Raw genomic sequence first — 22,885 nt, 5'->3', positions numbered from 1 at the left:
AGTGGGAGCGTTAAATGACAGGAAATAAACAAGGTCAATGGTCCGCTAAGCGGTGGTTAGGTTTATTATCATTATTGTACCCCGTTACTTTCCAAGCTTACGCTGTCGATGAGCTCGAGAAAGTCACATCGATCGTGGGACTTAACACGCCCGTCACCAATCCGGGTATGGGGGTTGAAACTTTCCACGATGGGTGGGGCACCGTCTTAACGCTAGAGCAATACCCTGTGTCAGGAATGGGATACTACCGGTATTATTGGAGTGAACTCGAGCCACGCGAAGGTGAATACAATTTTACTCTCATTGATGACTTGCTGGAAAATAACACGAAGCAATCACGGCGAGTCGCGTTGCGCTTTATGGCTCTAGATGAACCGTTTTCAGGTACAAAAATCCCACAATGGCTTATCAAAAAAGGTGTTGCAGGGCAGTGGGTTGAAAATGGCAAAACCTTTGTGGCTAATCTTGACGATCCAATATATATCGCCTACGTCGAAAAGTTACTCAGCGCTTTTGGAGAGCGTTACGATAATGACTCACGGCTTGCTCAGGTTGATATTGGCATCGTGGGCTCCTGGGGCGAGTGGCATAACAGCAACTTTCCTGAACTGGAGCCACTGCATAGTAAGTATTCATATCAGCAGTTAAATAAGTACGTCGATCTGCATTTTTCAGCGTTTCCAACTACTGCAAAATTAATGCTGATAAGCGGAGGTTCCTCTCTCGCATACGCGATTGAAAAAGGTTCAGGGTGGCGTGCCGATTGTTGGGGCGATTGGCATAATTTTTCCCCGACTTGGAGTCATATGAACGATGACTACCCGTATCGTATTCAGCAAGTAAAACAGCAGACGCCGTTATTTGATACCGCTTGGCAGCGTAAGCCTGTTAGTTTTGAAGTGTGTGGGGACATGCATGGCTGGTGGGCTACGCAACAATACACCCGAAATCAAGTGACAGCGTCACTCGATTGGGCAATTAGCCAGCATGCGAGTAGCCTAAATTTGAAATCGACACCCATTCCTGAGCAGTACCGCGATTTATTAGATAAGGCACTGCTAAAAATTGGCTATCGCTTTCGAGTTGATACGATTCGTCATTCTAGTTCCGTGTCGGCGGGGCAAGAGTTCGCACTGGAAACTCATATTTTTAACGATGGTGTGGCACCAACCTATCAACCTTATTATGCGTATTATCGATTAGTTAATAGCAGTGATGAGGTGGTGTCTGTTGTAGAAGACACGACAAGCACTGAGACTTGGCTTCCAGGGTTATATCAATCCACAGTGAACATGGTGTTGCCTAAAGGGATAAAGGTAGGTCATTATTTTGTCGAAATGGCTGTGAGCGAAAGCCGTGATAGTCAGCCTTTGAATCTCGCCAACGTGGGACAGCAACCGGATGGATGGTATCGCTTAAGCGAAGTCGTTGTTAAAGCATCACAGTGAGAATGACGATAGAAGTCGTCGCTATATAGCGACGGTATGTCGACAAAATAGGGATTTTTTCTGATTTTATTAACGGCTACGGGCGGAAATAGACTAATATACCCGGCTATTATTTTAGCCTGAGCCCTTTACATCAATGAGCACTATCACAACCCCAGCCAACTTTACTGAACTTGGCCTTATTCCACCGCTATTAGCCCGACTAACTGAGCTGGAATACCAACAGCCAACACCCATTCAGGCGCAAGCGATACCAAGTGTTTTAGCTGGACGTGATCTCATTGCTGGGGCCAATACCGGCTCAGGTAAAACGGCGACCTTTGCTTTACCGCTATTGCAGCAATTGCATGAAGAAAAGCCGTCGATGAGCAAAACTGCGAAAGGCAATTATGTCTCGGGCCTTATACTCGTCCCAACTCGTGAACTGGCTAAACAAGTTGCGGACACGATTCGCTCTTATGCCGTGTACTTTAATGGCGCGATCAAAACCGTTGCCGTGTTTGGTGGGGTGTCGGCCAACACGCAAATGCTTTCGCTGCGCGGTGGCACAGATATTCTTGTCGCAACCCCAGGTCGACTACTGGATCTCATTTCAAGCAACGCGATTAAACTCGATAAGGTCAAAACGCTAGTGCTTGATGAAGCTGACCGAATGCTAAGCCTTGGTTTTACCGATGAACTCACAAAATTGTTGGCGCTCGTACCACAGAGTAAGCAAACCTTATTGTTCTCAGCAACGTTCCCTGAACAAGTTCAGACTTTAACTCAAGGCTTGTTGAACAACCCAGTTGAAATCCAATTGCAAAGTGCCGATGCCAGCACTTTAGTACAACGCGTATTCTCTGTGAACAGAGGTGAGAAAACAGCGGTTCTTGCGCACTTGATTCAACAGAACCAGTGGCGACAAGCCCTCATATTTGTCAATGCTAAAAACGCCTGTAATCACCTTGCTGAAAAGCTATCGAAACGCGGCATTACCGCAGAGGTATTTCATGGTGACAAAGGTCAGGGCGCTCGTAGCCGAGTACTTGAAGCCTTTAAAGCAGGTGAGATTGAAGTACTCATTGCCACCGATATCGCCGCGCGTGGTTTAGATATTGAAAAATTACCCGTAGTGATCAACTTTGATTTGCCAAGAAGCCCGGCAGACTACATGCACCGTATTGGTCGAAGCGGTCGAGCTGGAGAAGTGGGTCTAGCATTGTCACTGATTGATTACGAAGATTACCATCACTTCAAAATTATTGAGAAAAAGAACAAAATTCGTCTAGAACGGGAAGAAGTCGCTGGCTTTGAAGTTGAAGAGGAGTTTAAAGAAGAATACCTTCAGTTAAACAAACCAATGGCCAAGCCTGCTGGCACTGGCAAGAAAAAGAACAAGCGTAGCTAGTTTGGTAAATAGGTGACTGGCGAGTAAACGTCATTTCGCTTAAATCATGCTTATTGAACGAATAAACCCGGCGATATCGCCGGGTTTATTCGTTTCTATACGGGTGGAGTCTAATCTCGAATGATCATCTGCTCACGCTCAGGACCAACAGATACCATACGAACGGGTACACCCATCAGTTCTTCAATACGAGTGACATAGTCTTGAGCACCTTTAGGTAAGCTCTCGAAAGTACGGCAGCCTGTAATGTCCTGTTCCCAACCCTGCATATTTTCATAGACAGGTTTAAGCGCAGCAGTTTGAGGCCAAATTGGGTTCTCCGTATGTTCACCGTCATACGCGACACAAATTTTTAAATCCTTAAGGCCAGTCAAGCAGTCGATTTTGGTTAGTGCAATTTCCGTTGCCGCTTGGAGTTCCACGCCATTTTTGGTGGCGACAGCGTCAAAGAATCCCATGTCGCGAGGGCGACCAGTAGTAGCACCGTATTCATTCGCGCTTTCGCGGAAGTTGTCTTGCTCTTCCATTGCAGTCACCAGCGTACCCGTGCCGACTGAAGAGCTAAAGGCTTTGGCTACCGCAATAACTCGCTCTGGTCGTAGTGCAGGTAATCCACTGCCAATACCAGCATAAGCGGCAGTCACATTGGAGGACGTCGTCCAAGGGTACTCACCATAAACCAAATCGCGACCAGCCCCTAATTGAGCTTCAAAAAGTAAGTTTGCGTCTTTGGCTTGCAGCGCTTTTAGTGGCTCTGTTACGTTGCAGATAAATGGACGCCAAGATTTCGTCACTTCTAGCAACCATTCCGTGATTTCTTTTGCGCTTTGAGAGTAGTCACAGTTAGGGTAAAGCGCTTTAAGTTGAGGCATTTTCCAGTCGAGCATAAATTGTAGGCGCTGCTCAAGGACGTCTGGTTGCTTCAGCCAACCAACAAGAATGCCTTTTTTCATAACTCGGTCACCATAGGCTGGCGCAATACCTTGCCGAGTGGATCCGTAAGCCGCATCACCTAAGCGTTGTTCCTCTAGCGTATCTTCAAGCGCGTGAAGAGGAAGACAAAGTGTCGCGCGATCTGAAATGCACAGATTAACGTTCACACCTGCCGATTCTACTTCGGCGATTTCTTCGCTAAGCGCGGCTGGGCTGATCACCATGCCAGGGCCGAGTACAGCGGTACAATTAGGATTAAAAATGCCGCTTGGAAGTTGGTGTAATTTGAACGTACCAAAATCATTGACGACGGTATGACCTGCATTGTTACCGCCTTGAAAGCGAATACTTGCAGACGCATTTGCTGCTAAAAAGTCAACGATACGGCCTTTACCTTCATCACCCCAGTTAGCACCCACAACAACAATAGACGACATAATACTTCTCCTAATTGATTAGGGAATCAGCTTAATCTTGTAGAGTGAATAAGAAAAATTAATTATAATTATTAGCTTGATAAGAAACTCATATGGGGAGAGTTCGTTTCCTCAAACTAAATCTGTGTCCAAACGGCACGCAATGGAAGCGGAACATGTTAGATATTCATTGGCTCAAAACGTTTGTGGTACTCGCTGAATACCAGCATTTCGGTAAAGCTGCGAATGCATTGCACATGACCCAGCCCAATGTAAGCTTGCACCTGAAGCAGCTTGAACAGACGACGGGCGTAAAATTGTTGGATAGAAACCCTTTTCATTTAACACAGGCAGGCCAGCGATTGTTGGAAAGTAGCAAAAAGACACTTCAGGAATTGCAGGTCTGCCAAGCCGATCTCACAGCGCTTAATGACTTAAATCGCGGCACCATTACGATTGCAGCGAGTGATATTATTTCTAGGATGCTACTGATAGAAGCGTTTAAGCTGTTTAAAGAGGCCTATCCTGGAATGGATCTGGTTCTCCTTAATACGACGTCTTCACAGGCTTCAGCGCGCGTTAAAAGCGCGGAGGCAGACTTAGGATTTGTTATCTCTCAGAAGCAAACTCAACCCTTACATTTTGTCGAGCTTCAACAAGTAAAATGGGTCGCTTTTGGTCATGGTTTTGAACAACACATTAAAGACCAGAGCGAGCTCACGCTTATTCTTCTTGGGCATGATACACGAACGCGAGATCTGATTGATGAAGCGCTGCCAAAATTAAATTTGTCAAACTATCGAGTGATGGAGGTGGGGAGCGTAGACGCACAAATTGATTGGGCTGAAGCGGGGTTTGGTGTGGCGATTGTCCCAGAATTTGCTTTATCAACGAAGCGTAATACGCAAACCACAGTGACACCTTTACCAGACTTTCCCACAACCAGTCTGGGGTATATTGTTCGGCAAAATCAAATTTTGTCCAAAGCGATCAAGCAGCTCTTACAATGGGTTGGATACGACAGTGTAGTGGATAAATAGAACCTAAATATTGTTTGTATAGTGATGGTTGATTAATAAAATACGTCGATAGGGTTCGCTATTTTTATGGAATATGTCAATAATACACGAGATGCTTAAGTGCCGTTTTCGTTTTCCAAACGATTCATCATGACTCTAGGTGTTGGTTAGCAAGCTCAGGCAATTTCTCTTCATAACAGCGCACATGATTAAATAAGCTTACATGACTAAAAGACAGTTTATCGCGCACTATGTGCGTATGAATCGCAAGTCGTACACGCTCGCGATTATTTTCATTTTTCTCGTTAATTGGCTTCAAGTTGAAATCCCGCGCTACATTCAGTTGGCGATCGACCTTATTGATGATGCGAGTAATGTTGGGCACCAGCAACTTCAGACTTATGTTGGCGTCGTGGTTGGCATGTCGGTGGCGATGGTGTTGGTTCGTATTTTATCCAGAATGTATGCGTTAAACCCAGGGAGGGTGACGGAAGCGGCGCTTAAAAATACGTTGTTGGAGAAGTTGAATCGCCTACCGAATAGCTATCACGAAAAGTTTGCGTCAGGACGGCTCATTTCGATCATTAACAATGACGTGATGGGTATTCGACTCTTATTTGGCATCGGTTTCTTGCAATTTTTTAATACCATGTTCGCGTTGTCACTCACTCCTGTCTACATGTGGCGGATCTCGCCAGAGTTAACATTGTATTCCATTCTTCCTATTTCCATCGCGTTTGTGATTTTCCGTGTCGGTTTCATCCGTATGAAGGCACTCCATATGGAGCATATGAATCGGCTACAAAACTTGTCGGCGCAACTGATGAGCTATTTATCGGGCGTTGATTTAATTAAAAGCCAGCAGATGTCTGGTTGGGTATCGGCAGAAATGGAGAAGCTCAACCAACAATTACTGCGTTGCCGCTTGCGCATTACGCGTATTCAAGTTTTCTTCATGCCAGTGTTGGATTACGCGAATGACTTGATGAAGATCCTCATTCTTGGTTTAGGTGGCTACATGCTGATGAATCAAGCATTGACGCTGGGTGAGATAACCGCATTTTTGACCTACTCCGTGCTACTAGCGATGCCATTAATGCAACTCGGACGAATCGCAACAGTGTATCAGCGGGGGATTGTGGGGATTCAAAGTGCACAAACTATTCTGAATGCGGAAGTGCCAGCTAATGATCAATCCGAGCTTTCCGCTACGGACGTTGAATCACTGAAAGGACAAACCTTTTCTGTTCGAAATCTTAGCTTTCAGTATCAAGGAGAAACCCGCAGGGTGCTTGATGACATCAGTTTTGATATTCCAGCAGGTAAAAAAGTGGGGATTTTGGGCGGTATTGGCGCAGGGAAAACAACATTAGTGAATTGCTTGAATCACCATCTCGATGTACCCAAAAGTACGGTTTTTCTCGGCGACAAAGATGTGACTGGCATCTCCCGCAGCGATTTAAGGCGTTATGTTAAAACGGTCACTCAAGACCCGTACTTATTTTCAGCAACTGTTGAAGAAAACATTCGTTTTGGCAGTCCGCACGCCGATGTGGCAAAGCAGCAAGTAGATGAAGTTTTGGAGTTGAGTCAGCTAGCGTCAGATGTTGCGCGCCTTGAAAACGGCGATCAAACGTTAGTAGGTGAGAAGGGAATTATGCTTTCCGGTGGTCAAAAGCAGAGGCTGAGCATTGCTCGCGCGCTGCTTGAACCTGCCGATCTTATTATTATGGATAACGTGCTTTCAGCGGTGGATTATGAAACCGAGAGAAAAATTTTGGACGCATTGTTTCAACGCTTAGCGCATCAATCTGTATTAGTGGTCTCTCATCGAGTGAATGCGTTGGAATACATGGACGAAATTATTGTACTCAATGAAGGAAAAATTATCGCTAAAGGTGACCACATAACGCTGTTGGCGACCTGTCCCTATTACAAGGAAACCTGGCTATTGCAGCAACATGAAGCGGAGACCTCAGTATGTTAAAAGGGGTGGACATAAAGTATTTAAAGCACTTTTTTAAGTTTGCTAAGAAATACAAAAAGACCGCGATGATTGGAATCGCAATGCTTCCGCTCTCGGTCATGACGAGTTTGTTGTTCCCATGGCTTATTATTCAAGTGATTGATGTACAGCTGAGTCAAAATGATCTTAGTGGCTTATTGCAATATGTGGCTTATCTCGTCATTGTGCTAATTGCGAGTTACGTCGTGGATACGACGTATTCGTATAACCTTCGGAAAACGGGCCAGCATACGATTACCGACATGCGCTCGGTATTATTTGAACGAGTACTTAAGCTTCCACGCCGCTATTTCGATACCACGCCTGCGGGTGTCACTCTCTCCCGTCTCACTAGTGACTTAGAGACCATCGGAGAAACATTCGTTCAGTCTGTTGTCGGGCTGGTAAAAGACTCGATCAATACCATCGCATTGCTCGTGATGATGCTTTTCATTGATTGGAGGCTGACGTTAATTGTATTGGTGGTGATGCCACCTGTGATGTATCTGACGGTGCGAGTGAGAAACAAGTTACGTGCGATGCATAAAATCACGCGCTCAGCGCTGGCGAGAGGGATTGGGTTTTTGCAAGAAGTGCTGTTCGGCATGGATACGGTTCAGATGTATCGTGCGGAAAAGCAGGTGGAAAAAAATATCATGGCCATATTGATGAATTCTTAGTGGCTCAAAAGAAAATCAACAAGTATGACGCCATCTTGTTTTCTTTTATCTCTGGAGTAACGTCCATTACCATTGCGTTGATGATTTGGTACGGTTCTGAGCAAGTATTGCAAGGTACGCTGACATTAGGCGTGCTGATTGCGTTTATTAACACGTTAGAGAAAGTGTTTGTGCCAATTCGCGATTTCACTTCTCAAATTGCGTCGATTCAAAGCTCGTTCGCGGCATTTGATCATATTGAAGAGCTTTTTACGGAGCGAACGGAAGAGGAGGGGCGGAATTTACTTCCCGGTCATAAGGTTGAGAAGCCGTTGAAAACGTTCCGTCGTTTAGAATTTAACAACGTCAGTTTTCGCTATAAACCAGACTCGCCGTACGTGTTGAAAAATGTATCGTTTGTGTTGGAAAAAGGACACCAGATTGCGCTAGTGGGGGCAACGGGTTCGGGTAAATCAACGATCATGCGCTTGATATCGAAAACCTATCAAGATTATGAAGGCAGCATCTTATTAAATGGTATTGAATTATCGAAGATTTCTGCAGATGACACTGCGCATCTTTTTTCAATGATGATGCAAGATGTCCATTTATTTGAAGAGAGTATTCAGTTTAACATTGCGTTGGGCAAAACCGAGTATTTGTCGTGAGCAAGTAGAGCAGGCCGCACAATATGTCTATGCCGACAAGTTTATCGCACAACTTCCCAATAGCTATGATTTTATGCTCGACAAAAACGGTTCAAATCTGTCGGTAGGACAAACTCAGTTGGTCTCGTTCGCACGCGCGATTGCGCAAGGCGGGCAGGTGATGATGTTAGATGAAGCGACCAGCTCGGTAGACTCGATTACGGAAGATCTCATCCAAAAAGCGATGCAACGTTTGTTTAAAGAAAAGACGGTTATCGCCATCGCGCACCGTTTAAGTACTATCAGACATTCGGACAAGATTCTGGTGTTAGAGCAGGGGCAGATTGCTGAGCAAGGTAATCATCGTGAGTTGGTGGCTCTTAATGGCATCTACGCAGGTTTATTGAATGAATCGATTGTGGTCCCCCAAGAATCTGAGTGCCTAATCGTTCGTTAGCATTGATGTTGGAGTTTAAGATAAAACAGCGAGAATAATTAGCAAAATTGCTTTCTATATCCTTAACTTAATGGAAGGTTTTGAAGTTAGGATTGGAAGAATGACGGATAAGAGAAACGAACTCGCCAATAGTCAAGATAAAACGGAATTAACGGGCTCACGTTCGTCTGCGTCCCCTCGCCATGATAAGCTACCGCAACGGAAGAAAAAACGTCGCCTTTTTAGTACGTTACGTTATCAGGTTAGTCTTCCTCCAGCACTGAGCCTTATTTTACCGTCTTTAGCGAGTCATCACGCGAGCGCGAACGTTGACCTGGAGTCAGACAGTGAACGTTCAAATGCAAAAGTGGATAACAACGCTGACAAGGTTTCGTTGAGCCAGACGGAACGAAGTGTTGACTTATCGTCATCAGAAGTCGCCACCTCTGAAACGCAAGCGTCAGTGGACAAGGAGGGCGTAGCTCTGCCAAGCCGGAGACTCGAACTCCACCATTATCCAATGCATGTGTCGACGCACGCCAGTTTGCTCACTCGCACCGGAACGACGTCTACTTCATTATCGAACTCGCAAGTCACACCTCTGGTGATGACGCCATCCGATAATACACATGCACAACATTCGAATTCCACTTATCAACCTGTGTTTGTTAAACCAGACATTCAAAACCAAAACATCTCGATAAAAGAAGATGACCACTTACTGCATGGACAGTTATCAGCGACAGACAAAAACGTAGGAGAGACGATCCGTTTTACCAGCGCAGTAATGGTAGATGGTTTTACTCTCAATCCGGATGGTTCTTTTACGTTTGACCCAAGTAACAACGCCTATCAAAGCTTAAAAGAGGGGGAAGTCGATCATTTAACGGTCCCTGTGACTGTCACGGATTCGTCCGGTCTTCAATCGCATGCGAATTTTGTAATTAAAATCACCAAGCACCAATGATGTTGCTCAGGTTACGGGGCAAATTACAGGCCAATTAAAGGAAGACGTTAACGTTAATGCTGCGGGTTTGCTAACGGTTAATGGCCAAGTGTTCGTGCAGGATGCCGATCATGGGGAGTCCCATACTATTGCAGAAGTAGTTAATGGACAATTTGGGGCGCTCACCATTGATGAGCATGGCCATTGGCGCTATCAAGTTGATAATAGTTTGGGCGCTGTTCAGCAGTTAAACTCGAAACAACAGTTAACCGAAGTTATCACGATTCACACCGCAGACCACACAAGCCAGCAAATCCAAATCGTCATTGGTGGTCGTGATGATAATGCCGTTATTTCTGGTATCGATTCTGGGAATGTGGTTGAAGATCTCAACGTTATTAATGGCAGTTTGAAGACGACTGGCGATCTACATGTTGTCGATGCCGATAAAGGAGAGGCTCATTTTTTGCCGCAGTTACTGGTCGGTCAATATGGTAATTTGACGATAGATAGCAATGGACATTGGTACTTTGAGGCAAGCAATCAGCAATCGATTATCCAGCAAATGGGTAAGGGAGATGAGCTTAGAGAGGCGTTTACGGTTTCGTCGGTAGATGGAACGACACATCAAATACATGTCGAGATCGATGGTGTCAACGACCTGCCTCATATGATTGGCCAGTCACAAACCGTCAAAGAAGACGGGGCGGTGTTTAACGGCCAAATGGTTGCCACCGATGTTGACCACGACTTACTCACGTTCACCACTTCTCATCCCATTGACGGGCTAACGTTTAATGCCGATGGCAGCTACACCTTTGATCCAAGTCATACGTCCTATCAGCACCTCGCGAAAGGGGATACGCAAGTGGTGACCACCACGGTGACGGTCACCGACAGCGCAGGTGGGACTCACGATGAAGAATTGAAATTCACCATTGAAGGTACGAACGACCTGCCGACCATGAGTGGCCAATCTCAAACCCTCAAAGAAGACGGAGTGGTGTTTAACGGCCAGATGGTCGCGACGGATATTGACCACGACTTACTGACCTTTAGAACTTCCCATCCAATTGACGGGCTAACCTTTAATACCGATGGTAGTTACACCTTTGATCCAAGCCATTCGTCCTATCAGCACCTTGCGAAAGGGGATACGCAAGTGGTGACCACCACGGTGACGGTCACCGACAGCGCGGGTGGTACTCATCGAGAAGAATTGAAGTTCACCATTCAAGGCAGTAACGATTTGCCGACCATGACCGGTCAGTCTCAAACCCTCAAAGAAGACGGGGCGGTGTTTAACGGCCAAATGGTTGCAACGGATGTTGACCATGACTTACTGACGTTCACCACTTCTCATCCTATTGACGGGTTAACGTTTAATACCGATGGCAGTTACACCTTTGATCCGAGCCACGCTTCGTATCAGTACTTATCAAAGGGAGATACGCAAGTCGTGACCACCACGGTGACGGTCACTGATAGCGCGGGCGGCTCTCATCGAGAAGAATTGAAATTCACCATTGAAGGTACGAACGATTTGCCGACCATGAGTGGCCAATCACAAACACTCAAAGAAGACGGGGCGGTATTTAACGGCCAGATGGTTGCGACGGATATTGACCATGATTTACTGACCTTTAAAACTTCCCACCCAATTGACGGGCTAACGTTTAATGCCGATGGCAGCTACACGTTCGATCCAAGCCATACGTCCTATCAGCACCTTGCGAAAGGGGATACGCAAGTCGTGACCACCACGGTGACGGTCACTGATAGCGCGGGCGGCTCTCATCGAGAAGAATTGAAATTCACCATTGAAGGTATGAACGATTTGCCGACCATGAGTGGCCAATCTCAAACCCTCAAAGAAGACGGGGCGGTATTTAACGGCCAAATGGTTGCGACGGATGTTGACCACGACTTACTCACGTTCACCACTTCTCATCCAATTGATGGGTTAACGTTTAATACCGATGGTAGTTACACCTTTGATCCAAGCCACGCCTCGTATCAGCACTTATCGAAGGGGGATACACAAGTCGTAACGACGACTGTCACAGTCACTGACAGCGCGGGCGGTACTCACGATGAAGAATTGAAATTCACCATTCAAGGTACGAATGATTTGCCGACCATGACTGGTCAATCTCAAACCCTCAAAGAAGACGGGGCGGTGTTTAACGGCCAAATGGTTGCGACGGATGTTGACCACGACTTACTCACGTTCACCACTTCTCATCCAATTGATGGGTTAACGTTTAATACCGATGGTAGTTACACGTTCGATCCAAGCCACGCCTCGTATCAGCACTTATCGAAGGGGGATACACAAGTCGTAACGACGACTGTCACAGTCACTGACAGCGCGGGCGGTACTCACGATGAAGAATTGAAATTCACCATTCAAGGTACGAATGATTTGCCGACCATGAGTGGCCAATCACAAACCCTCAAAGAAGACGGGGCGGTATTTAACGGCCAAATGGTTGCGACGGATGTTGACCATGATTTACTGACCTTCACCACTTCCCATCCTATTGACGGGTTAACGTTTAATACCGATGGCAGCTACACGTTCGATCCAAGCCATACGTCCTATCAGCACCTTGCGAAAGGGGATACGCAAGTGGTGACCACCACGGTGACGGTCACCGACAGCGCGGGTGGTACTCATCGAGAAGAATTGAAGTTCATCATTCAAGGCAGTAACGATTTGCCGACCATGACTGGTCAGTCTCAAACCCTCAAAGAAGACGGGGCGGTGTTTAACGGCCAAATGGTTGCAACGGATGTTGACCATGACTTACTGACCTTCAAAGCTTCTCATCCCATTGATGGGCTAACCTTTAATACCGATGGCAGTTACACGTTCGACCCAAGCCATGCCTCGTATCAGCACTTATCGAAGGGGGATACACAAGTCGTAACGACGACTGTCACAGTCACTGACAGCGCGGGCGGTATTCACGATGAAGAATTGAAATTCACCATTGAAGGTACGAACGATTTGCCGACCATGAGTGGCCAATCACAAACCGTCAAAGAAGACGGGGCGGTATTTAACGGCCAAATGGTTGCGACGGATGTTGACCACGACTTACTCAGGTTCAACACTTCTCATCCCATTGACGGGTTAACGTTTAATACCGATGGTAGTTACACCTTTGATCCAAGTCATACGTCCTATCAGCACCTCGCGAAAGGGGATACGCAAGTGGTGACCACCACGGTGACGGTCACCGACAGCGCGGGTGGTACTCATCGAGAAGAATTGAAGTTCATCATTCAAGGCAGTAACGATTTGCCGACCATGACTGGTCAGTCTCAAACCCTCAAAGAAGACGGGGCGGTGTTTAACGGCCAAATGGTTGCAACGGATGTTGACCATGACTTACTGACCTTCAAAGCTTCTCATCCCATTGATGGGCTAACCTTTAATACCGATGGCAGTTACACGTTCGACCCAAGCCATGCCTCGTATCAGCACTTATCGAAGGGGGATACACAAGTCGTAACGACGACTGTCACAGTCACTGACAGCGCGGGCGGTATTCACGATGAAGAATTGAAATTCACCATTGAAGGTACGAATGATTTGCCGACCATGACTGGTCAATCTCAAACCCTCAAAGAAGACGGAGTGGTGTTTAACGGCCAGATGGTCGCGACGGATATTGACCACGACTTACTGACCTTTAGAACTTCCCATCCAATTGACGGGCTAACCTTTAATACCGATGGTAGTTACACCTTTGATCCAAGCCATTCGTCCTATCAGCACCTTGCGAAAGGGGATACGCAAGTGGTGACCACCACGGTGACGGTTACCGACAGCGCGGGTGGCTCTCATCGAGAAGAATTGAAATTCACCATTGAAGGTACGAACGATTTGCCGACCATGAGTGGCCAATCTCAAACCCTCAAAGAAGACGGAGCGGTGTTTAACGGCCAGATGGTTGCGACGGATGTTGACCATGATTTACTGACCTTTAAAACTTCCCACCCAATTGACGGGCTAACGTTTAATGCCGATGGCAGCTACACGTTCGATCCAAGCCATACGTCCTATCAGCACCTTGCGAAAGGGGATACGCAAGTCGTGACCACCACGGTGACGGTCACTGATAGCGCGGGCGGCTCTCATCGAGAAGAATTGAAATTCACCATTGAAGGTACGAACGATTTGCCAACCATGATTGGCCAGTCACAAACCCTCAAAGAAGACGGAGCGGTATTTAACGGCCAAATGGTTGCGACGGATGTTGACCACGACTTACTCACGTTCACCACTTCTCATCCAATTGATGGGTTAACGTTTAATACCGATGGTAGTTACACCTTTGATCCAAGCCACGCCTCGTATCAGCATCTTGGAGAAGGGAGCAGCCAAGTCGTTAGAACGATGGTAACCGTCACAGATACGGCAGGTGGAACCGATCAACAAGAGCTTGTCATCACGGTTTCTGGTACCAACGATGCGCCAACTGTCCAACAGATACACCGTCAATTTACCGAAGATCAATTAACACACCTAGATATTAACTTACTGACCGGATCGCAAGATATAGAAGGCGATACGTTGAGTGTAGGGAATCAATTTCAAGTTAAAATTGATGGTCAGATTTCGGGGTTGCCTTCCGGGTTTAGCATTGTGAACGGGCATCTGAAAATTGATCCATCCAGTCAACGATTTCAACATTTAGCGCAGGGTGAAACATCCACTTTTGAACTGCTATATCACGTCTCCGACAGTCACGGGGCAAGTACACCACAAAGTACGATTGTTGATATAGTAGGCACTGACGATAAAGCGAACTTAGCGTCTAGTGCCATTAATATCCAAGAACATACAGCAGAGCAAACCTTCAGGTCTGTGAGTCATGTATCAGGAAAATTACAACTCACTGATGTGGATACGAGTGATCATCCTGCGTTTATCGATGGTGGCTATCAAGCCAGTTCAAGACTAGGTGTGTTCGCGTTGCAATCGGATGGCACCTACGATTACTTTCTTCAGGGTAACTACGTTAAAGGGACGAATGCGCAAAAAACGGTCGCGGCCCTTAAAGCGGGCGAATCAATAACTGAGACATTCCAAATCAAGACGGCAGATGGACAAACGAAACCGGTCACGGTGACGATTCATGGTGAAGAAGACAGTGCTCGTATTATTGTCGACATGGGGACTTTAAATAACGCAATTGATGAAGACCATCTCACATCTCCAGCGTATCCAACCGAGTTATTCCAAACTGGTCACCTTAGCGTTATTGACCCTGATCATGACGATAACGCCCTCAAACCTCAAACCATTACAACATCAAAGGGTGGTACATTCCTCATCACTGAAGGAGGGATGTGGCAATACCACATAGACAATAGCCTTGCTGCTGTTCAAACATTAGGCGCCGGAGAGAGCTTTACTGAGCAGATCACGGTTGAATCTAAAGATGGCTCTGCGCATAAGGTCATTTCGGTTACCGTGCATGGCACTAATGATAACCCTGATGTTTCATCGGCAGTGACCTTACCGCAAGGCCATGAAGATAACCCTTATGTTATTCACGCATCGAGCCTGATTGCCAATGCAAGCGATACGGATGCCAACGACATAGGGCAACTTCATCCTGCGCATGTACAAGCATTGAAAGCTGATGGGACATCCGCCGGAACCGTGGTTGATAATCGCAATGGTACGTTTACGTTTACGCCAGAAAAAGATTATAACGGACACGTTGAGTTTAAGTACGATGTGCAAGACGTGCATGGTGGAAGCACGGCGGCGAGTGCGAATGTGGCATTGGCACCAGTCGCAGATAATGCCCAAATTGGATATGCTGCAATTGATCACCGTCAAAGTGGCGTGACAGAGGATCGCAGTTATATTGATACACACGATAATTTGCATTTCGACGGGCGCTTAACTATCACTGATCCTGATGCAGGGGAAGGCTATTTTGACATCAACCTTGGCAGTCAAACCTATCAAGGGATTGGTTACGACACCAAGCTAGGTGGGCATGTTCTTCTTCTGCGAAATGGCGAATATACATATACAATTCGCGATCATCAGCCTTTGGTTCAAGCACTTAAAGAAGGTGAAGTGATTACGGATGAGTGCGTGGTTCGAGCGAAAGATGGCACGACCTTTACGATTGAAGTCAATATCCACGGTACCAATGATGCACCAGTTCTGAGAGCCCAAACTCAGACTGTCACCGAGGATGGGTTGGCTTTAAGTGGACAAATGCAAGGGACAGATATTGACCATGATGCGACACTCCGTTATTCCATTGCGAACTCTGTCGCCGGGCTTACGTTTAATAAAGATGGGTCGTATACGTTTGACCCATCGAATCAAGCATACCAACACCTAAAGTCAGGTGAACTCGATACCCTTACTATTCCCGTCACACTCACCGATGAGCACGGCGCTACCGCGACAGAGAATTTAGTTATCAAGATTACTGGCAGCAATGACGCGGCTGTTATTTCTGGCTCTGATACGGGTGATTTACACGAAAATCATGGCTATAAAAATGCAGGGTTTGATTACACTGATCGCTCGCCTGACTATGCTCATGGCAACATTGCGAAGCTCTGGAATGACGACATTCACATTGATGGTAAGCTTACGATTACGGATGCTGACCAAGGACAAAGTGAATTCGATACACGTAATCTTGGTCAATATAGCGGTCAGTATGGTCAGCTTATCCTGCAAAAAGACGGAAGTTGGTCGTACTTTATTTCAGCAGGGCAAGATGCGGTAGGTCGAAAAATTGACCACCTTGGTGAAGGGCAGCAGTTTACTGATTCGATTGTCGTTAAAGCGCTAGATGGAACGACGCATACAATTGTTGTGACGATACATGGTGATAACGATAGACCATATTGCACGTCAGAAGTGACGTTAACCCCTGGTATTGAAGATACGTCGCAAATTATTAGTGTCGCGGATTTGCTAAGTCATAGCATTGATGTTGATGAAAATGATGCGGGTAAATTATCTATTACTCATTTACATGCCGATAATGGCTCACTTCAAGATAATCACGATGGGACATTTACGTTTACACCCGGCAAAGATTACAACGGACAGGTTCATTTTAGTTACGACGTAATAGATGCGCATGGCGGAGTGACTTCAACGGGTGCATCTGTCCAAATCGCAGCGGTTTCGGATGCCGCTCAGATTACGGCAGTAGGAGATACACTCAAAGAAGATCATGTCCAGCTTGGTTCCACCAACCTTCATTCAGAAGGGAATTTTCATGTGACCGATCCGGATGGTGTGTCAGAGTCCTTTTTCGCGACGACTTATCTTGGTATGAATGCTTTTTATAAAGGGACGTTAGGGGGAACGCTTCAGGTCAATAAAGGCGGTCACTATTTCTATAATGTGAGTAACTACAACGTTGACCACTTAAGAGATGGTGAGGTTATTAAAGACTTATTTACCATTAAAAGTGCTGATGGCACAACGAAGCAAGTTGAGTTTACGATTCAGGGAACAAGCGACAAACCAACCATTGCTCAAGCAAGTTTGCATCATTATATGTTTGAAGATGCAAAAGTGCTGCATGGTACGCTGTATGGCATCGACCCAGATCTCGGCGACCAACAAACGTTAACGTATAGTGCAATGGGGGCGACGGCTGGCTTTACGTTACATTCTGATGGGCGTTATACATTCGACCCATCCGATAAAGCTTATCAACACAATTCGTTGTCATCCGGGCGTGATGAACACGTGATTGTTGCCGTTAAAGTCACCGATAGTGAAGGGTTGTTCACTATCCAAAATTTGCGATTAAGCATTATTCCACAAAACGACGCGCCTACCGTCACCAGTTCAATTTCCCTTACGTCTGGTCATGAGGACCAAGTAATCGTGTTACGCAGTGCCGCCTTATTAGCTCACGCTACCGATGTGGATGATTACGATAGACTTAGCGTGACAGGTTTACAGGTGGATCACGGTGTGGTCACCGACAATCATGATGGGACGTTTACCTTTGTTCCCAAGAAAAACTACAACGGAGCGGTGAAGTTTACTTATGACGTTACTGATAACCATGGTGCGTCGACTCACACCGATGCCTCATTAACATTAACGCCTGTCGATGATAGAACCGAATTCACGGGTATACATCATGGTGTAGCAACAGAAGATGTCGCGACCTCAATGAGTACCCATGTCAACATACTTGATGCGGTTGATTGGCAGGCGCTACAGATAACCGATGTTGATAGTACGAATAACCAGGTGACGGTGGAATTTTCAGGCAAGCAATACATATGGGATCTTGGCCACGATCTCGATGTGACGACGCCTTATGGTACGTTCCAGTTTCATACCATCACAAGTGGTCCCCACAAGGGTGAGCATGCATGGAGTTATATTGGTGACAACAACAATAGTGATGTTCAAGGCCTAAAAGGTGGTGAGTCCATTCACGAATCCATTAAGTTGATTGCAAAAGACGGCACAGAATTCCCCATTCAGGTTGAAGTTAAAGGCACCGAAGATGGAGTGGTGATCGACTCGACCAGTGAGCTGGGGCATGTGACGGAGAATGCTCAAACGGGCGCGTCCGTCAGTGGTCAGCTCAATGCGCATGATGCGGACATACACGACCAAGTACATTGGACGGCAACGCCAGCTGCCGGGACATCGGGAAGCTATGGGACGTTCCATGTTGATGCTTCCGGTCATTGGCACTATTCGGTCGATCAAGGCTTAGCGACAACACTCGGTGCGGGTGATGAGAGGTGGGAGTATTTTAATGTCGAAGCGGTATCAAGTGATGGTAGTCATGTGAGTAAGAAAGTGGCTGTGGTGGTGCATGGGCATAACGATAACCCAACGGTCACCACGGATGTCATCTTGAGTCCGGGAACAGAAGATAAAACAATTCATCTATCGCCTGCGGATCTACTTGCCCATGCTGCTAATGTTGATATTAATGACCGTGGATGGCTACGTGTCGCTAATTTAATCACTGACCACGGTAAGATCACAACCAATCCTGATGGGTCTTTCACCTTCACCCCAGAGACGGATTATAACGGCGTTGTTAACTTTGATTATGATGTGGTGGAGCGTCACGGTGGCAGTACGCCCGCCCATGCTTCCGTCTTTCTGCAAGCGGTGAATGACTTGCCAGTGATTCAAGGGGACATCTCAGGTTCGGTAGTTGAGCAAGGTATAGATGCTCAAGGTGTTGGTATTGGAACGGCATCGGTACAGGGTATTTTAACATCGACCGATCCAGATACGGGTGACACTATCGTTTGGAGTACGGCCTCACAGACCAGTGCCTATGGCAGCTTAACGATTGATCAACATGGTCAGTGGCACTATCAACTTAATGATGCTAGTCCAAGCGTTCAACAATTGGCTCATGGCATTACCGTTCAGGACGCGTTTGTTGTTACTGCGACCGATCGTTCCGGTATTGCGGTACAACAAATCGTCACTGTTGACGTTCATGGCAGCAATGATGGTGCCTCCATAGATGGACATGCGACGTCGTCTCTTAGTTATGATTTAACCGAAGACTCGGTAACGTCTACGTTAATGGGGCATTTACAGTTAGTGGATGTCGATAGTGGTGAAGATCAGTTTTTACCGCTCCACCAGTTGGCTGGGACCTATGGTCACTTAACGCTGGATGGCAACGGCGACTGGTCTTACACACTGGACAACCAACTAACAGCGACCAATGCGTTGCATGTAGGGCAGACCGTTACTGACCATTTCACTGTGCAATCCCCTGACGGTACGGCATCAAAGACCATTACCGTTAACGTACATGGTCATGATGATTTACCAACACTCACGGTAAATGAAGGCGACGGTCAACATAGTTTAGATTTATTTGCAGGGATTAAAGCTCAGGCAATACAAGGCATCCAATACTCAGCAGATGGGGTTCATTTCACTCATACACCGCCAGCGGGCTTCTCGCTCGCAGCTGATGGCCACACACTCCAAGTTGATGTATCGGGTAGCCACTATGACCACCTAGCGACAGGGGTGAAACAATCGATCTATATTAACTATGATCTAGTGGAAGGCGCGGGTAGCGGTGCGCCTGTTTCTCATCAACATGGATTAGTGGAAGTGATCGGTACGAGCGATGCCCCTATCATTCATAACTTTTCTCCACGTGCCAACCAGTTCTCTGGGCCAATTAATGGCAATGTGTTGTCGGGTGCGACGGACGCGGATGATGGTGCCCATTTAACGCTTCATGATATTCAGTATAAGGAAGGGGGACGTTACCATGAACTTCTTCCTGGTCAGTCACATACCATTGTTAATGTTGGCACATTGAGTATTGAAGCCAATGGCGATTACACATTTACGCCGGAACCGACATTTACGGGCAGCGTTCCGGCTATGTGGTATCGCGTGGTCGATACGACCGATAGCCAAAATATACAAACACAACGCACCCTTCATATTTCGATTGATGCGAATCATCAGCCGACGGTAACCGCACTGTCGGCAAGCTTTAATGAAGATACCGATCTTATCATTTCTGCTTCAGACTTTGGCTATACGGACCGTGACTCAGATGCGCTTCATTCTATTACTATTACTCATACACCGGACGCTTCGCATGGTCATCTCATTTTGGATGGTCACGTAATAACCGATGGTAGCGCTATTTTGGCCGCTGATGTGGCTAGACTGATTTTTAGGCCAGTGGCTAACTATAATGGCTCAGCCACTTTTAGTTATACTGCGAATGACGGTCATTCGGATTCATCAGAACAGCATGCTCAATTAACCATTACTTCCGTAAATGATGCTCCGGCTATTCACTTAGCACCCGTCACACCACTTACTCGGCGTGGTCACTCAAACGGATGTGGATGTGGGCGACACGCACCAGTTTAGTGTCGGCCTTTCGGCGGGCAATTTTGGTACGCTAACCGTTGATCCAGATAGCGGTGTCTATCAATATGTGCCGAATGGGCAGATTACGGGTATGCGCTATGACCAAGGGACGGGTCACTATACTGGCCAAGATACCTTTGAAGTTACAGTGACGGATAAGGCTGGGGAGAGCGCTTCTTTATTCGTTACCTTTAATGTGGATGGAACGGTAACGGCCCCAGTGGTGTCGGGTCAAGCGCCTAGCGTTGCAACGCATATCAATTCACAACCAACCGTCACGCATAGCATGCCAAACATGTTGCTTGCCGCGCATCAAGTCACGAATCATGTCACGGTTGATCTTGCCTCCACCAGCGATAGCGGCCGTTCGCATAGTGATAATTTAACCAACGACGAGACGCCTACCATCAGCGGCCATACCGATATTCCTTTCTCCAAAGTCAATATTTATGACGGTTCCAAAGTGGTGGGGAGTGGTTATTCGGATGCCCATGGTCACTATCAGGTTGATAGCTCTTTACTGAGTAACGGAGTGCATAACATCAGTGCGATAGCGTTGGCGCCGGGCAGTGTCGTCCCCGTGATGTCTTCGCGGTTTGCCATCACTATCGATACTCATGCACCTGCCCCAACGATTTCGGTGGATACGGTGACCCGTGACAACGTTATTAGCGCTTCCGAGTCACAGTCTGTTATTGCCATCACTGGCTTATCGTCTGGTGACGCTCATCAAGGTGACATTGTCACCTTGTCGGTTGGAAGGCATAGCTACACTGGCCAAATAGATGCAACGGGACATTATAGTATTGATGTACCTGGCGCGGAGTTGGAAAAGGTTTCGAAACTTAACGTGAGCATTTCAACAACGGATGCGGCGGGTAATACGGCGACGACGTCGTTGGAACATCACTATGATGTTGATACAAGTGTAGGCAGTCCAACCATCAGCTTTGAAAATCCGGGGGCCGATAACCTGTATAGTAAAGCGGAAATCGCGCATGGCGCTGCTGGTACGATTACCGCCACTATCCACGCGGCATCAGATGCAAAAGTGGGTGAACACCTTAACGTTAATGGTGTGGATCATGTATTAGATGCGCAATCTATTCAGCATGGTGTCAATGTAGAAGTGGCACCGAATAGCGTCGTTAAAGCCGTGATGACCGATGAACATGGGAACGTAAACTCAGCGATTAATGTTGCCGCTGGAGCGAAACCAGAGCCGATAGTGGTGACAGCCCCATCAGGAAGCCATCACATTAGTGCCTCTCTCGGGGCGCCTGTATTAATGCCGACTTCCCAACCCGTGCCAACCGCGCAACAAGGATGGAAGATCCTCGTAAACGGGCATTATCACACGACTTATACCAGTCAATGGGGAACCTTGTCGATAGACCCGAAAACAGGGGATTTGAGTTATCAGGAACATGCTAATGTTCACACTGGCCCCCATGGTTCAGCCCAGAATGTTGGCGTGCATGCTGATCATTTTGAAATCGCCCTTCAGGGCTCTCATCAAGATGACGTATTACTGCATGTCCAAGTGAGTATTTTAAGTCATGGACCCGGTCATAGTGGTAAGTTAACGTTAGGATCGGAGGTGTTAGACATGACAGTAACGCCCGTCATCTCTCATAATCCGCCACCGCCACCACCCGCTCCCCATGTATTGGCGGATGAACCTATGCAAGATTCAGAGAACACGGTGTTCGATAGTATGACGATCATGTCGGAGTTGGGTATTCATAAGGGCATGGTTGAGGATGACTCACATCATCAGCCTGATTCTGTTCATCACTACATGGATAAGTTGGGTATTAGCAATGAGCATCATCAAAATACCTCTCCCGGCGTTCAGACGGCGTTGCCTGATGATATAGATGTGGTTCTTAATGATGATGAACAGAATAAGGTCGACACTGGTCATGCTGATTCTCATCACGATGTCCACTCTGGTGTGGAGCACCTTCATGATGCAGATACGGATCATCTGCACGATGACCCGACATTACCGGATGATCTCAATAGCTAATATCAACAAATCGCGAATTTCAATAATTAGCCATAA

The 22,885-nt window shown here is 46.7% G+C and carries 10 protein-coding genes and 1 pseudogene; 10 read left to right on the top strand and 1 reads right to left on the bottom strand.

The genetic code is table 11. The features are described from left to right. Positions 1-14 precede the first annotated feature (14 nt). Positions 15-1,448, top strand: a complete 1,434-nt coding sequence (locus tag AC0L66_RS10245; RefSeq protein ID WP_473567160.1) for a DUF4832 domain-containing protein — start codon at positions 15-17, stop codon at positions 1,446-1,448. Positions 1,449-1,584: 136 nt separating this feature from the next. After that, a complete protein-coding gene (locus AC0L66_RS10240) occupies positions 1,585-2,838 on the top strand; it encodes a DEAD/DEAH box helicase (RefSeq protein ID WP_265675662.1) in 1,254 nt (417 codons plus the stop codon). A 110-nt stretch (positions 2,839-2,948) separates the two neighbouring features. On the opposite strand, the gene AC0L66_RS10235 is transcribed toward AC0L66_RS10240, so the two are convergent. Continuing rightward, a complete protein-coding gene (locus AC0L66_RS10235; protein ID WP_473567158.1) occupies positions 2,949-4,208 on the bottom strand; it encodes an adenylosuccinate synthase in 1,260 nt (419 codons plus the stop codon). 155 nt (positions 4,209-4,363) lie between these two features. Here AC0L66_RS10235 and AC0L66_RS10230 point away from each other — a divergent pair, with 155 nt between their 5' ends. The 8 genes and pseudogenes from AC0L66_RS10230 (at position 4,364) to AC0L66_RS10195 (ending at position 22,849) form a co-directional block, all read left to right on the top strand. Continuing rightward, positions 4,364-5,227: a LysR family transcriptional regulator gene (locus AC0L66_RS10230; RefSeq protein WP_265675664.1), complete on the top strand. Its 864-nt coding sequence runs from the start codon at positions 4,364-4,366 to the stop codon at positions 5,225-5,227. A 202-nt stretch (positions 5,228-5,429) separates the two neighbouring features. Continuing rightward, entirely contained in the window at positions 5,430-7,193 is a 1,764-nt protein-coding gene (locus AC0L66_RS10225; RefSeq protein ID WP_265675665.1) for an ABC transporter ATP-binding protein, read from the top strand. Continuing rightward, positions 7,187-7,989, top strand: a pseudogene (locus tag AC0L66_RS10220) (ABC transporter transmembrane domain-containing protein); the annotation flags it as partial. The gene AC0L66_RS10225 and the pseudogene AC0L66_RS10220, both read left to right, overlap by 7 nt. Next, positions 7,972-8,538, top strand: coding sequence for an ATP-binding cassette domain-containing protein (locus AC0L66_RS10215; RefSeq protein WP_473569224.1), 567 nt, complete (start codon positions 7,972-7,974; stop codon positions 8,536-8,538). The pseudogene AC0L66_RS10220 and the gene AC0L66_RS10215, both read left to right, overlap by 18 nt. Then, a complete protein-coding gene (locus AC0L66_RS10210; protein WP_473567156.1) occupies positions 8,507-8,974 on the top strand; it encodes an ATP-binding cassette domain-containing protein in 468 nt (155 codons plus the stop codon). The genes AC0L66_RS10215 and AC0L66_RS10210 overlap by 32 nt, the downstream gene beginning before the upstream one ends. A 100-nt stretch (positions 8,975-9,074) precedes the next feature. Beyond that, the gene (locus AC0L66_RS10205; protein ID WP_473567154.1) at positions 9,075-9,920 is read left to right on the top strand and encodes a VCBS domain-containing protein; all 846 of its coding nucleotides are present in this window, start codon (positions 9,075-9,077) and stop codon (positions 9,918-9,920) included. 67 nt (positions 9,921-9,987) lie between these two features. Further along, entirely contained in the window at positions 9,988-20,817 is a 10,830-nt protein-coding gene (locus tag AC0L66_RS10200) for a VCBS domain-containing protein (protein ID WP_473567153.1), read from the top strand. Continuing rightward, positions 20,795-22,849 (top strand): Ig-like domain-containing protein, encoded by a 2,055-nt coding sequence (locus tag AC0L66_RS10195; protein WP_473567151.1) that lies wholly within the window; start codon positions 20,795-20,797, stop codon positions 22,847-22,849. The genes AC0L66_RS10200 and AC0L66_RS10195 overlap by 23 nt, the downstream gene beginning before the upstream one ends. Positions 22,850-22,885 lie beyond the last annotated feature (36 nt).

This window comes from Vibrio sp. GJ43-1 (assembly GCF_055808835.1).
Note: the sequence above shows the minus strand (reverse complement) of the source record. Positions and strands in the feature narration are given on the sequence as shown.

What these genes read in the sequence shown, in the direction of transcription:
- AC0L66_RS10245 (WP_473567160.1), top strand. Translation starts at nt 15, where the DNA reads ATGACAGGAAATAAACAAGGTCAATGGTCCGCTAAGCGGTGGTTAGGT.
- AC0L66_RS10240 (WP_265675662.1), top strand. Translation starts at nt 1,585, where the DNA reads ATGAGCACTATCACAACCCCAGCCAACTTTACTGAACTTGGCCTTATT.
- AC0L66_RS10235 (WP_473567158.1), bottom strand. Translation starts at nt 4,208, where the DNA reads ATGTCGTCTATTGTTGTTGTGGGTGCTAACTGGGGTGATGAAGGTAAA.
- AC0L66_RS10230 (WP_265675664.1), top strand. Translation starts at nt 4,364, where the DNA reads ATGTTAGATATTCATTGGCTCAAAACGTTTGTGGTACTCGCTGAATAC.
- AC0L66_RS10225 (WP_265675665.1), top strand. Translation starts at nt 5,430, where the DNA reads ATGACTAAAAGACAGTTTATCGCGCACTATGTGCGTATGAATCGCAAG.
- AC0L66_RS10215 (WP_473569224.1), top strand. Translation starts at nt 7,972, where the DNA reads ATGATTTGGTACGGTTCTGAGCAAGTATTGCAAGGTACGCTGACATTA.
- AC0L66_RS10205 (WP_473567154.1), top strand. Translation starts at nt 9,075, where the DNA reads ATGACGGATAAGAGAAACGAACTCGCCAATAGTCAAGATAAAACGGAA.